The organism is Actinomadura napierensis, assembly GCF_039529375.1.
GTDB classification, from domain to species: Bacteria; Actinomycetota; Actinomycetes; order Streptosporangiales; family Streptosporangiaceae; genus Spirillospora; species Spirillospora napierensis.
This window is the reverse complement of sequence record NZ_BAAAMR010000175.1, coordinates 1-13,563: the sequence shown is the minus strand read 5'-3', so window position 1 is coordinate 13,563 and position 13,563 is coordinate 1. Positions and strand designations below refer to the sequence as shown.

At 73.5% G+C, this 13,563-nt stretch carries 10 protein-coding genes; 8 read left to right on the top strand and 2 right to left on the bottom strand.

The features are described 5' to 3' along the window. On the bottom strand, positions 1 to 345 hold a 345-nt coding region (locus ABD296_RS46630; RefSeq protein ID WP_344283960.1), incomplete at its 3' end, for a helix-turn-helix domain-containing protein. Positions 346 to 574: 229 nt separating this feature from the next. Between ABD296_RS46630 and ABD296_RS46625 the strand changes: the two genes are divergently transcribed. Next, the gene (locus tag ABD296_RS46625; RefSeq protein WP_344283957.1) at positions 575 to 4,051 is read left to right on the top strand and encodes an alpha-N-acetylglucosaminidase TIM-barrel domain-containing protein; all 3,477 of its coding nucleotides are present in this window, start codon (positions 575 to 577) and stop codon (positions 4,049 to 4,051) included. 88 nt (positions 4,052 to 4,139) lie between these two features. Here the strand turns inward: ABD296_RS46625 and ABD296_RS46620 are convergent, their stop codons facing one another. Further along, a complete protein-coding gene (locus ABD296_RS46620) occupies positions 4,140 to 5,321 on the bottom strand; it encodes an MFS transporter (protein ID WP_344283954.1) in 1,182 nt (393 codons plus the stop codon). A 135-nt stretch (positions 5,322 to 5,456) separates the two neighbouring features. Between ABD296_RS46620 and bla the strand changes: the two genes are divergently transcribed. The 7 genes from bla to ABD296_RS46585 all read left to right on the top strand — a co-directional run. Next, positions 5,457 to 6,374 carry a class A beta-lactamase gene (gene bla / locus ABD296_RS46615; RefSeq protein ID WP_344283951.1) on the top strand — a complete coding sequence of 306 codons (918 nt, stop codon included), beginning with the start codon at positions 5,457 to 5,459 and terminating at the stop codon, positions 6,372 to 6,374. Between the two features lie 353 nt (positions 6,375 to 6,727). Next, positions 6,728 to 7,948, top strand: a complete 1,221-nt coding sequence (locus ABD296_RS46610) for a cytochrome P450 (protein WP_344283948.1) — start codon at positions 6,728 to 6,730, stop codon at positions 7,946 to 7,948. Beyond that, positions 7,945 to 8,166 (top strand): ferredoxin, encoded by a 222-nt coding sequence (locus tag ABD296_RS46605; protein ID WP_344283946.1) that lies wholly within the window; start codon positions 7,945 to 7,947, stop codon positions 8,164 to 8,166. The genes ABD296_RS46610 and ABD296_RS46605 overlap by 4 nt, the downstream gene beginning before the upstream one ends. Positions 8,167 to 8,274: 108 nt before the next feature. After that, complete coding sequence (locus tag ABD296_RS46600) at positions 8,275 to 9,657, top strand: flavin monoamine oxidase family protein (RefSeq protein ID WP_344283943.1); 1,383 nt, start codon at positions 8,275 to 8,277, stop codon at positions 9,655 to 9,657. Between the two features lie 26 nt (positions 9,658 to 9,683). Beyond that, positions 9,684 to 10,244 carry a TetR/AcrR family transcriptional regulator gene (locus tag ABD296_RS46595; protein ID WP_344283941.1) on the top strand — a complete coding sequence of 187 codons (561 nt, stop codon included), beginning with the start codon at positions 9,684 to 9,686 and terminating at the stop codon, positions 10,242 to 10,244. 69 nt (positions 10,245 to 10,313) lie between these two features. After that, positions 10,314 to 12,476, top strand: a complete 2,163-nt coding sequence (locus tag ABD296_RS46590) for an MMPL family transporter (RefSeq protein ID WP_344283939.1) — start codon at positions 10,314 to 10,316, stop codon at positions 12,474 to 12,476. Positions 12,477 to 12,607: 131 nt separating this feature from the next. Then, the coding region (locus ABD296_RS46585; protein WP_344283936.1) for a serine/threonine-protein kinase at positions 12,608 to 13,563 on the top strand (956 nt) is incomplete at its 3' end.

The window sequence follows — 13,563 nt, the reverse complement described above, 5'->3', positions numbered from 1 at the left end:
CCGCACCGCGGCCAGGCGGTCGGCCGCCAGGTCGTCGATCCCGGCGCTGACGGTGTGCGGGCCGGCGTCCAGGCCGAGCACGGGCGCGGCGCGGCCGCGCAGCGAGACCCGGACCGCGGGACGGCCGCCCTGGGGGGAGGCCGCGGCCGGGTCGTGCTGCCGGAGCCAGCCGGCCTCGACCAGGTCGTCCACCGCCTGACCCACGGTCGGGCGGGTGAGGCCGGTCAGCCGGACCAGCTGGGCGAGCCGCACCGGCTCGGGGGCGCACTCGCGCACCGCGCGCAGCACGGCGGCGGTGTTGAGGCGGCGCAGTACCGGGGTGCCGACCGTGCGTTCCTCGTCCATCGCCCCCTCCGGAAGATCGCGCGGCCCTCTTGACCGGACGATCTTCCGCACCGATTATGAACCTCGTCCTGGTTTTGCAAGGAGTTTAACAAACCCCGCGTGCGGTGGAGGTTCCGCCATGGTGTCGAGCCCACGACCGGAAAGACGACGGACAAGACCACAGGGAAGGCGGCGGGGGATCGGGAGCCGGCCCCGGGCGCTCGCCATCGCGGCGGCCGCGGCGCTCCTCGTGCCGCTGACCGCGGTGATGCCGCCGGCGTCCGCACGGACGGCCCCCGGAACCGCGCCGGTCACGGCCCGGCAGACCGGGCCGGCCGCGCAGGCACTGGAGCGCATCCTCGGCAAGCGCAAGGCCGCCCAGGTCACACTCCAGACCATCGACAAGGGCACCGGCGCCGACCGGTTCCGCATCTCCGCCTCCGGCGGGCACCTGGTGATCGCAGGCACGTCCCCGGCAGTCCAGCTCACCGGGTTCGGCTGGTACCTGCGCAAGGTCGCGCACGCCGACTACGCGATCGGCGGGTCGCAGCTGGACCTGCCCGCCCGGCTGCCGCTGCCGGCCGCGCCGATCGAGGAGGACGCCTCGGTCGCGCACCGCTTCGCGCTCAACGACACCAACGAGGGGTACGCGGGCGCGTACCTGAGCTGGGACGAATGGCAGCGCCGCATCGACGCGCTCGCGCTGCACGGCGTCAACGAGGTGCTGGTGTACGAGGGGCAGGAGGCGGTCTACCAGCGCGCCTTCCAGCAGTTCGGCTACAGCGCCGAGGACATGCGCAAATGGATCCCGCAGCCGGCCCACCAGGCGTGGTGGCTGCTGCAGAACATGTGCTGCACCGGCTCGCCGATCTCCCAGCAGCTGATCGACCGCCGCGCGGCGCTCGCCCGGCGCATCGTCGACCGGCTCCGCGAACTCGGCATCACGCCCGTCCTGCCCGGCTACTACGGCACGGTCCCGACCGACTTCGAGACCCGCAACGCTGGGGCCAACACCGTCCCGCAGGGGACGTGGAACGGTCTAGAACGTCCTGACTGGCTCGACCCGACCGGACCGGAGTTCGGCAAGGTCGCGGCGGCGTTCTACACGGCGCAGACCCAGCTTTACGGCACGTCCACCATGTACAAGATGGACCTGCTGCACGAGGGCGGCCGGGCCGGATCGGTGCCGGTGGGGCCGGCGTCCAAGGCCGTCCAGGACGCGCTCGAAACCGCCCACCCCGGCGCGATCTGGACGATCCTCGGCTGGCAGAGCAACCCCCGCAAGGAGACCCTGGAGGCCGTCGACCGGTCGCGGATGTTCATCGTGGACGGCATCACCGAGCAGCCGAGTGTCACCGACCGCGAGAAGGACTTCCTCGGCACCCAGTACGCCTTCGGCACGATCTGGAACTTCGGCGGCCACCAGAACTTCGGCGCCGGGCTCACCGTGTGGAACGAGAAGTTCCACGCCATGCGCACCAAGCAGGGCAGCGCGCTGAACGGCATCGCGCTGATGCCCGAGGCGATCGACAACAACCCGGCCGCGCTGGCGTTCTTCACCGACATGCCCTGGGAGGACGGGCCGGTCGACATGGACGCCTGGTACGCCGGGTACGCCGCCGCCCGCTACGGCGCCGCCGACCCGCACGCCCTGGCCGCGTGGAAGATCATCGGCCGCACCGCCTACGCGTGGCCGGAGGGCAAGGACACCCGGCACGTCACCGCCCTGTTCGACGACCAGCCGAGCCTGACCGACACCGGGACGCCGCTGCAGTACGACCCGGCCGAGTTCGAGCAGGCGCTGCGCGAACTGCTCCAGGTCGACCCGCGGCTCCGGCGCTCCGACGCCTACCGCTACGACCTCGTCGACGTCGCCCGCCAGGTGCTCGCCAACCGCAGCAGGACGCTGCTGCCGAAGATCCGCACCGCCTACCAGGACGGCGACAGGGCCGCGTTCGAGCAGCTCACCGATCGCTGGACGGCCGAGATCGGGCTCATGGACGACGTCCTCGGCACCGACCCGAACTTCCTGCTCGGCACCTGGCAGCGCGAGGCCGCCGGGCAGGCCGCGAACCGCACGGAGGCCGCGGCGCTCGACTACGACCTCAAGTCGCTGGTCACGCTGTGGCAGACCGAGAGCCCCGGCCTGCAGGACTACGCGCGCCGCGAGTTCAACGGGCTGGTCGGCGGCTACTACGGCAAGCGCTGGACGATGTTCTTCGACGAGCTGAAGAGCGCGATGAAGACGGGCGCCGAACCGAAGCAGATCGACTGGCGCGCCGTCGCCGAGAGCTGGGCGCACGCCGGGACCCGCTACGCCGACCGGCCGCACGGCGACGCCTACCGGCTGGCGGCGCGGGTGGCCGAGGAACCGGCCGGCGCGCTGGCCCTCACCTCCGACCGGAAGGGCGTCGCCCCGGACGGCACCGTCCGCGTCACCGCGACCTTCACCAACGAATCGACGCTGAGCACCGCTCGGGGTGTGCGTTTCGCGCTGACCGCGCCGCGCGGCTACAGCGTCCGTCCGGCAACCGGTGCCACCGGACGCGGCACCGACGTCGACCCCGCCGGCACCGCGACCGCGACCTGGACGGTGACCGCACCCGCCGGAGCCCGGCCCGGCGATCTCGCCGGCCTCGACGGAACCGTCTCCTGGCGCACCGGCAAGGGCGAATCCGAGCAGGCGAGCGCGCACTCCCCGCTGATGGTCGGCGGGGGCACCATCGGAGCGCCCTACAAGACCGCCGCGTCCACGACGGCCGAGTTCGCGCGCCAGGGCGACGCGGTCGGCATCGCCGCCGGCGGCGAGGACCTATGGGGCGACACCAACGAGCTCGCCACCGTCTACACCGACGGCGGGCTCACCTCGGGGCACGCGGTGTCCACGAAGGTCACCGAGCTGGACGGCGCGTCCCCCTGGTCCCGTGCCGGGCTCGTCGCCGCCAACGATCTGGCCAAGGGCGGGACCGGCGGGTACGCCAACATCGCCGTCACCCCCGACCACGGCTGCGTCTTCTCCTACGACTCCGACGGCGACGGACGGCTCGACCAGGTCAGCGAGGTCGGCGGGTTCACCGCCGGCGACGTCCGCGTCCGGCTCCGCAGGGACGGCGACCGCATGAGCGGCTCGTGCAGCTCCGACGGCGAGAACTGGAACGTGGTCGGGTCCGGCACGGTCCCCGGCGCGTCGGACGCCCAGGACGTCGGCATGTTCGTCAGCGCGGTCAACCGGCACACCGGGCAGGAGGCGATCGCCCTCTTCGGCGGCGGCATCACCGCCTCGCCCGGCACCTCGCGCGACGGCTCCGGCGACACCCTGCAGAGCCTGCGCAAGCCGGTGACGGCGCTGTCGTCGGAGTCCGGACGGCCGCCGGAGGCGGCCAACGACGGCAGCCGCGCCAACTCGCCCTACTGGGGCGGCCAGATGACGTACGGCGAGAACTGGTGGCGGGTCGACCTCGGCGCCGTCAACGACGTGTCCCGCGTCAACGTCCGCAACTACGTCGACGGCACCCGCTACTACACCTACCGCCTGGAGGGCAGCCTCGACGGCACGCACTGGTTCACCCTCGGCGGCCGCAACGGGCCGCGTCCCGCCGCCGACGCGGGCGACACCATGAACACCGAGGCCAAGGCCCGCTACATCCGCGTCGTCGGCCTCGGCAACACCGCCAACTTCACCTTCCACCTCACCGAAGTCAGCGTCTACGGCACCCCCGCGACCTGACGGACCCCACGGAGGCCCGCGGCGTTCCCCGCTGCGGGCCTGCCGCGCGTCCGGCCCGTCCGCAAGAGGCTGCTCGTCGGCCTCGACGTCACCGGCCCCGCGCGCCGATCGCGGCCGCCAGCGCGAACCCGCCCACCCCGAGCAGGGCCCACGTCGCGCCCGCCGAGCCGAGGTCGAACAGCCGGCCGACCAGCAGGTCGCCGGCGAAGGCGAACATGCCGGCGGCGCACTGGAGGACGCCGTAGTACGAGCCGAACCGCCCAGGCGGCGCGTGGCGGACGGTGCGCTGGAACACCGCCGGCTGGATCAGCCCGTTCGCCACGCCGTTGAGGACGCCCGCGACCATCAGCGGACCCGTCGCCGTCCCGTCCAGCGGCGCCAGCACGAAGAACGCCGCCGCCGCGCACAGCAGGCCGAGGCGCAGCACCCAGGGCCGCTCACCGCGGTGGCCGGCGGCGACGAAGGGCTGGGCGGACGCGGCGACCGCGGCCAGCACGCAGAAGCAGAGGGTCGCCGCGCCGGGCGCGAAGCCGAGCAGCGGGACGGCGGTCATGATGTGGTCGGCGAGCAGGGTCGTGGGCGCGGTCACCAGCGCGAACATCAGGAACGTGCGGTCGCCGAGCACCGTCCGCACGCCGGCGGCGAGGTCGCGGAACCCGCCGGAGACCGGGTTCGTGCCGTCCCCGGGCAGGCGCAGGAACAGCAGCCCGGCGACCGCCCACAGTGCGGCGGCCGTGCCCGTGACCAGCGGGAACCCGGGCCCCACGTGGAGGAGGGCGAGCCCGGCGGGCGGACCCGCGACCGTCGCGATGTGCTGGGCCGCGACATAGGCGGCGAACCCGCCGGACCGGCGGGCGGCATCGACACCGGCGAGCAGGCATTGGGCCGCCGGGTTGTAGAGGGCACCGCCCGCGGCCAGGACGACGGCCGCGCACAGCAGCGAGCCCACGCCGTCGACCGTCCCGACCAGCGCGAAGCCCAGCGCGCGCAGCGCGCACGCGATCGCCCCGGTGCGGTGCGGGCCGATCAGGTCGGTGACCGCGCCGACCGGCAGCAGCAGCGCGTACTGCAGCCCGACCCGCACGCCGAGGATCAGCCCGATCGTGCCCGCCATCAGCCCCAGGTCGTGCCGCAGGTGCGCGACCAGATGCGCCATCACGGCGAAGAAGCCCAGGCTGCAGGTGAGCTGGATCGCGACCACCGTCCCGACCACCCGCCGGCCGGACGGATCCATCGCGGGGCGGGCGGAGGCGGGCGGGGCGTCGATCACAGCAGAGAGAACACCAGAAAGGCGTCAACGACCCAAACCAGAAGCGTTGACCACAGAAGATATTACTTCTGATATCGATGAGTGACCTATAGGGATCTTGGACATGGTCCGAGCCGCTGTGCTGTCATGGCCGCCATGTCCCCCGAGCCTTCCGGCCCGTCCCGCCGTGCTCTGCTGCTCGCCGCGGCCGCCCTGCCGCTGGCGGGCTGCGGCGCGGACGACCATCCGGCCGCCGAGCCGTCCCCGACGCCGAGCCGGCGCGCGTCAGCCGCCACGGACGCCGCGCGGTTCGCCGAGCTCGAACGCAAGTACGGGGCCCGCCTGGGCGTGTACGCCGTCGCGACCGCGACCGGCGCCACGGTGGCCTACCGCGCGGACGAGCGCTTCGCGTTCTGCTCCACCTTCAAAGCGCTCGCCGCGGCGGCCGTCCTGCACGGAAATCCGCTCGGTCACCTGGAGAAGCGCGTCACTTATGGCAGGGCCGACGTCAACTCCATCTCGCCGATCGCCAAGGACCATGTCGCGGACGGCATGACCATCAGGGAGCTGTGTGACGCGGCCATCCGTTTCAGCGACGGCACGGCCGGCAACCTGCTGATGCGCGACGCCGGTGGCCCGGCGCGGCTGACCGCCTACCTGCGCGGGCTCGGCGACACCGTCAGCCGCATGGACGACTACGAGCCCGCGCTGAACAAGGTCGGCCCCCGCGACCCCCGGGACACCACCACGCCCCGGGCGATCGCCGCCGACTACCGCGGCCTGGTGCTCGGGGACGCGCTGCCCGCCGACAAGCGCGCCCTGCTCGAGAACTGGCTCCGCCGCAGCATGACGGGCGCCACCCGCATCCGCGCCGGGCTTCCCAAGGGATGGGCGGTGGCCGACAAGACCGGCAACGGCAACTGGGGCCGGGTCAACGACGTCGCCATCGTGTGGCCGCCTCACACGGGCCCGCTGGTGCTGGCCGTCCTGACCGACCGGCCCGGATTCCGGACCTCCTACAAGGACGCGCTGATCGCCGAGGCCACGACCCGCATCGTCCCCGTCCTCACCTGACCGCCTCGGCGACATCGCCCGCGGACGTCATGGTAAGCATTTGCTTACTCGTCGTCTCCGACTTCGCCTTGACATCTTGTATAGGCGCCAGTCGAATCGTACGGTCGGTGCGTGACCCACCGCGCACCGCTTCGGAACGGGGCGCGCGGGCCGCCGGCGCCGCGCCACGTCGCGGACGGTGCACCGGCGGCGGCGCCAGGCCCTCAGCGACCGCGCAGCTCCCACCCTCACCGCCCGGAACCTCGTCGCGCGACGCCGTCACCATGCCGCCGCACCACCGAGGCCGCCCGGCCCCGGCCCTGCCGGCGCGTACCCGCCAAATGGTGAACACGAACCCCGCGAAGGAGTGGGTGATGACGACCACGAAACCCTGGTCCGAACTGTTCGGCGCGCACGACCGCCTCGAGGTCGACCCGGCGCTCGGCGAACTGCGCAAGCGGCCCCTGTGCCGGATCCGGCTGCCCTATGGCGAGCCCGCCTGGCTGGCCACCCGCTACGAGGACGTCAAGGTCGTCCTCGGCGATCCGCGGTTCAGCCGCGCCGCCGCCACCGGACGCGACGAGCCCCGCGCCCGCCTCCACGTGGGTTCGCCCGGTTCGCTGCTGCGCCAGGACCCGCCGGAGCACAGCCGGCTGCGCCGGCTGGTGGCCAAGGCGTTCACCGCTCGGCGCGTCGAGCGGCTGCGCCCCCGGACGCAGGAGATCGCCGACGGCCTCGCCGCCCGGATGCTGGCGCAGGGGCCGCCCGCCGACCTCGTCGAGGACTTCGCCCTGCCGCTGCCGATCACCGTCATCTGCGAACTGCTCGGCGTCCCGGTCGGGGACCGGGACGACTTCCGGCTGTGGTCGGACGCCTTCCTGTCCACCACCCGGTTCACCGCCGAGGAGGTCGCCGAGTACACGGGGCGGATGCGGGAGTACATGGCGGCCCTGGTCGCCGAGCACCGCGCGTCGCCGCGGGACGACCTGATCGGCGCGCTCATCGAGGCGCGCGACCGGCAGGACCGGCTGTCGGAGGAGGAGCTGCTCGCGATGGCGGAAGGGATCCTGGTCGCCGGGCACGAGACGACGGCCTCGCAGATCCCGAACTTCGCCTATGTGCTGCTGACCCGGCCCGGGCAACTCGCGGCCCTGCGCGCCGACCCGGGTTTGATCCCGCAGACGGTGGAGGAGCTGATGCGCTACGTCCCGCTGGGCGGCGCCGCCGGGAGCGCGCGCTACGCGCTCGAGGACGTCGAGCTGGGCGGGGTGATGGTGCGGGCCGGAGAACCCGTGGTGGTCGCCCTGCAAGCGGCGAACCGGGACGAGACCGTCTACTCCGACCCCGACGCCTTCGACCCGCGGCGCGACGAGGCATCCCATATCGGTTTCGGGCACGGCCCGCACCACTGCCTCGGTGCCCAGCTGGCGCGCATGGAGCTTCAGGTGGCGCTGGGCACGCTGCTGCGGTGGTTCCCCGGGCTGCGGTTCGCGGGGCCGGAACAGGACATCGTCTGGAAGGCCGGAACGGCGACCCGGGCGCCCGAGCGGATGCCGATCGCCTGGGACCGCACCTCCGGAAGGGCGGACGCATGACCTGGCTCGTCGAGGTGGACGGACGGACCTGCATCGGCTCCGGCATCTGCGCCGGGACGGCCCCCGATCACTTCGCCGTCGTCGACGGCACCTCCCGTCCCGCCGAGGCGGAGACCGGACCGGCCGGCCGGGTGCTCGACGCCGCCGAGTCGTGCCCTGTCGAGGCGATCACCGTCCGGGCCAAGGAGACGGGGGAAGTGCTGGCTCCCCTGGACTGACGCACCGGGGCTCAGGGCAACGTCTCGGAAGCTCTACCTTCACCGGATATTGGCTTGTCCGCCGGAGCGGAATCATGCGCGGAGGTTCCCGACATCCGGAGGGCCCGAGTGCAGGACGGACGCAGCGCCGACGTCGTGGTCGTCGGCGCGGGATTCGCCGGGCTCGCGGCGGCTCACGACCTGGCCGCCGCGGGCGCCCGCGTGGCGCTGGCCGAAGCCCGCGACCGGGTCGGCGGCCGGGTGCTCACGCGCCTGCTGCCCGACGGGACGCAGCTGGATCTCGGCGGCCAGTGGGTCGGGCCGACCCAACACGAGATGCGGGAGCTGATCGCCCGGTACGGGGTGCGGACCTATCCCACGCCGGAGCGCGGGCGGGCGGTCGTGGACTACGAGGGGGCCCTGCTCGACGCGCTGCCACCGCAGGTCATGGCCTTGCTCGGCGAGCTCGACCGGCTCAGCCGGGAGATCCCCGCGGACGAGCCGTGGACGCATCCGCAGGCCCGGTCCTGGGACGGGCGGACGCTGGCCTCCTGGCTGGCCGGCCGCACCGGCGATCCGGCCGTCGCGCGGGCCGTCGCGCGGCAGACCGCCGGGGCGCTGCTGTCGCTCGACGCGGCCGACGCCTCGCTGCTGGAGACGCTGTTCTACCTGGTCGGCGGGGACGGGATGGACGTCCTGGTCGGATTCGCGGGCGGCGCGCAGTCCCACCGCCTCGTCGGCGGGCCGCAGGAACTCGCGGTGCGCATGGCCGCCGCGCTGCCCGCGGGCACGATCCTCCACAACTGTCCGGTCCGGCGCGTCGAGCACGGTGCCGGGGGAGCGGTCGTGTTCGCCGGCGGCGTGCGGCTGGAGGCGGCTCACGTCGTCATCGCGATCCCGCCGGCCCTGGCCGGACGCATCGAATACGATCCGCCCCTCCCCGTCCAGCGCGACGGCCTCACCCAGCGGATGGCCGCCGGATACGCGCTGAAGACCCACGCGGTGTACCGGGAGCCGTTCTGGAGGGCACGCGGCCTGTCGGGGATCAGTTTCAGCAGCCACGGGCCGCTCACCGAGACCGTCGACAACACCCCGCCCGGCGGGCCGAGCGCGGTCCTGACCTCCTTCGCCTACGGAGCGGACGCGCATCGGCTGCGCTCGTGCACCGCTCGGGAGCGCCGCCGCGCCGTCCTGGACCGGCTGGCCGGACTCTTCGGCGCCGAGGCGCGCGATCCGGCGGCGTTCGTGGAGTTCGACTGGTGCGCCGAGCCGTGGACGCGCGGATGCTTCTCGGGCCACCTCGCCCCTGGCGCCTGGACCGGCTTCGGCCCGGCCCTCCGCGCGCCCGTCGGCGTCCTGCACTGGGCCGGCACCGAGACCGCTACTCGATGGAACGGCTACTTCGACGGGGCCGTGCAGTCCGGACGCCGCGCCGCGGCCGAGATCCTCGCCGGTGCGGAGCCGGGTGTCGAAGATCACAAGGGATCTCCTGTCCGATCGGTCAGACCCTGACCGATCGGACAGTTACGGTGGCGTCCATGGCGCGCACCTCGCCCGCGCTGCGCGGGCAGATCCTGGAGTCGGCGCTGCGGGCCTTCGCCCGGCACGGCTTCCGCGGGACGTCGCTGCAGCACATCGCGTCCGACGCCGGCTGCTCCAAGGCGTCGCTGCTGTACCACTTCAGCAACAAGGAGGCGATCCTCGCCGAGCTGCTGGTGCCCGTGGAGCGCGAGGCGATCGCGCTGGACGCCCGGCTGGCCGGCCTGGAGGGCGAGGACGCCGCGGTGGCCGCGGTCGGCGGCTTCGCCGACCTCACGGTGCGGTTCCGCCGCGAGATGAAGGTGCTGCTGGAGACGCTGCCGGAGCGGACCGCCCTCGACGACCCGGCGCTCGACGGCCTCGGGGAGCGGATCGTGGACGCGATGGCCGGGCGCTCGCCCGACCCGGCGAACCGGGTGGCCGCGTGGATGGCCCTCGGCGGCATGTTCGTGACCGGCGCCGCCGACCTGGCGGTGGACGACGAGGTGCTGCGCGACGCGATGGCCCGCACCGCCCTGCGTGCGTTGGGCCGCGCCTCGGGGGAAGACCGGGACCCGTGAGCCCGCTCCGGACGCGATGGCACGCCGGGGCCGGAGCCCGGATCGACGACATGAGGAAAGGAATCGACTGTGTTCGCTCGCATCGGACGCGTCGTCGTGCATCACCCGTGGCGGGTGATCGCGGTGTGGCTGGTGGCCGCGGTGGCCGTGGTCGCGCTGGCGCCGAAACTCACCGCCACCACCGACGAGGCGTCGTTCCTGCCGAGCCACTATGAGTCCATCCAGGCGCTGGACGTGCAGCAGAAGGCGTTCCCGCAGGCCGCCACGCCGGCGGCGATCATCGTGCTGGAACGGCGGGACGGGGCGCCGCTGACCGCGGCCGACTCGCGCACGGTGGCGTCGGTCGGGCAGGCGCTGGCGGGCGAGCGCATCGAGAACGTCACCGCCGTGCAGACCGCCCCGGCCACCGGGAACAAGAAGATCCAGATCATCTCGGTGCAGATGCCGAAACCGGAGGGCACGCAGGGCAAGAACCAGACCGACGCGGTCAAGGCGCTGCGCTCGGCCCTGCCGGACCGCCTGCACGGCACCGACCTGAAGGGCGGGATCACCGGTACCGCCGCGCAGAACCTGGACGGCCAGGAGGCCGGGTCGAAGGCCGAGGCGATCACCGGCGCCGCCACCATCGGGCTGATCCTCGTCCTGCTGCTCGTGATCTTCCGCAGCCCGATCATCGCGCTGCTCCCGGTGATCACCATCGGCGCGGTGTCGCAGATCGCGACCGGGCTGATCGGCTGGGCCAACGACGCCTTCGACCTCAAGACCGACAGCTCGGTCAGCTCCATGCTCATCGTGGTGCTGTTCGGCGTCGGCACCGACTACATCCTGTTCCTGATGTTCCGGTACCGGGAGCGGCTGCGCGCGGGGGAGGACTCCAAGACCGCGATGGTGTCGGCGATCACCCGGGTCGGCGAGGCGATCTCCTCGGCCGCCGGCGCCGTGATCATCGCCTTCCTGGCGCTGCTGCTGTCGACGCTGGCGCTGTTCCGCTCGCTGGGGCCGGCGCTGGCGATCGCGGTGGCGACGACGCTGCTGGCGGGGCTGACGCTGATCCCGGCGGTGGTGTCGCTGCTCGGCACGAAGGTGTTCTGGCCGTCCAAGGCCTGGCGGCACGAGCCGAAGGGCGCGCGGTTCGCGGCGATCGGCGCGTCGATGGGCCGCCATCCCGGCCGGTTCGCCGCGGTGTCCGGCCTGCTGCTGGTGATCCTGGCGACCTTCTCGCTCGGCTTCCACTCCAACTTCGACCTGTCCGGCGGCTCCATCCCGAAGAGCGCCGAGTCCACGGTGTGGCAGAAGGAGCTGCTCAAGGGCCTGCCCGCGGGCGCGACCGAACCGTCCGACGTCTACCTGCGGTCCAAGGCCGGCACCCCGCTCGCCCAGGCGGACCTCGCCGCCTACAAGGCGAAGCTGGCCGGGGTGGACGGCGTCGGCAACGTCGCCGACCCGGTGCTGTCCAAGGACCGGACCGTCGCCGACTTCCGCGTCACGCTCGCGGAGAAGCCGGAATCGTCGGCGGCCATCAAGACGGTGAAGGGCCCGCTGCGCGACACCGCGCACGACGCCGCGCCGCCCGGCACGAGCGCCGTGGTCGGCGGCATCACCTCGGTGTTCGTCGACATCCAGGCCGCGGTCGACCACGACTACACCGTGGTGTTCCCGGTCGCCGCCGTCCTGATCATGGTGATCCTCGGGCTGCTGCTGCGCAGCGTGGTCGCCCCGTGGTACCTGATGGCCTCGGTGGGCCTGGGGTTCGCCGCGACCCTCGGCGCCAGCGTGCTGATCTTCCAGCAGCTGCGGGGCGAGCCCGGCCTGATCTTCATGCTGCCGGTGATCATGTACCTGTTCGTCGTCGCGCTCGGCACCGACTACAACATCCTCATGATCGCCCGGCTGCGCGAGGAGGCCAGGGAAGGGCGCAGCCCGCGCGAGGCGGCCGCGCTGTCGGTCCGGTACGCGGGCCCGACCGTCGCGGCGGCGGGGGTCATCCTCGCCGGCACCTTCGCCTCGCTGATGCTGGCCGGGGGCTCCACCCTCCTGCAGATGGGCTTCGCCATCTCGGCGGGCATCGCGATCGCGGCGTTCGTCATGGCGCTGTTCTTCACCCCGGCGGTCACCGCGCTCATCGGCCACGCGGCCTGGTGGCCGGGCCACGCCGACGCGCCCAGCCGCGGCCCGGAGAGCGAGGCCGCCGGCGCGGGCGAACCCACGGCGCAGACCACGCGCCGCTCCTGACCAGCGACGGCGCAACGTGCCATGTGAGCGAGAACGCCCGGAGGGCCCGGCCAGGCCGCAGAGTCTTATAGACAGCAGTATCTTTTTGGTAGACTGTGCCCTCGGACGACGTCGTGCGGTGGGGGATTCCAGTGCGGCCGCTTCAGGCTGGGGACGCGCCGGGCATCGGCCCGTACCGGCTGCTCGCGCGGCTGGGCGCCGGCGGCATGGGGACGGTGTTCCTCGCCGCCTCGCCCGGCGGCCGGCTCGTGGCGCTCAAGGTCGTGCGGGCCGATCTCGCCGATGACGAACGGTTCCGCGAAAGGTTCCGGCGGGAGATCGCCGCCGCCCGCCGGGTCAGCGGCCTCTACACCGCGCCGGTGCTGGACGGCGACGCCGACGCCCCGCACCCCTGGCTCGCCGTCGCCTACGTGCCGGCCCCCACGCTGGGCGAGGCGGTCGCCGCGATCGGCCCGCTCCCGGAGGCCCCGCTGCGCGCGCTGGGCGCCGGGCTGGCCGAGGCGCTGCTGGCCGTGCACGCGGCGGGCCTGGTCCACCGCGACCTCAAACCGGGCAACATCCTGCTGGCCGGCGACGGCCCGAAGGTCATCGACTTCGGCATCACCAAGGCCGTCGACGCCTCGCAGCTCACCGGCACCGACGGCGTGCTCGGGACCCCGGCGTACATGTCGCCCGAGCAGATCACCGCGAGCAGGGACGCCGGCCCCGCGTCCGACGTGTTCTCGCTCGCGGCCGTGCTGGCGTACGCGGCCACCGGCACCGGACCGTTCAGCGCCGGAGACCCCGCGTCCCTGTTCTACCGGGTGCTGTACGAGGAGCCGCGGCTGGACGGAGTGCCCGGACCGCTGCGCGGGCTGCTCGCCGCCTGCCTGGACAAGGAACCGGGCGGGCGTCCGGGGCCGCAGGCGGTGCTGGACGCGCTCCTCCCCGCCGATCCGGCGGCGCTGATCTCCCCCGCGCTCCGCCGGGAGGTGGCGGAGCGGGAGGCGGAGGCCGCCGCGGTGGCGGCAGCGCCCGTCGCGCCGCCTCCGCCGCAGGCCGACGACGGCGGCGCCCATCCCGGCCGGCGCCGCGTCCTGCGCCTGGC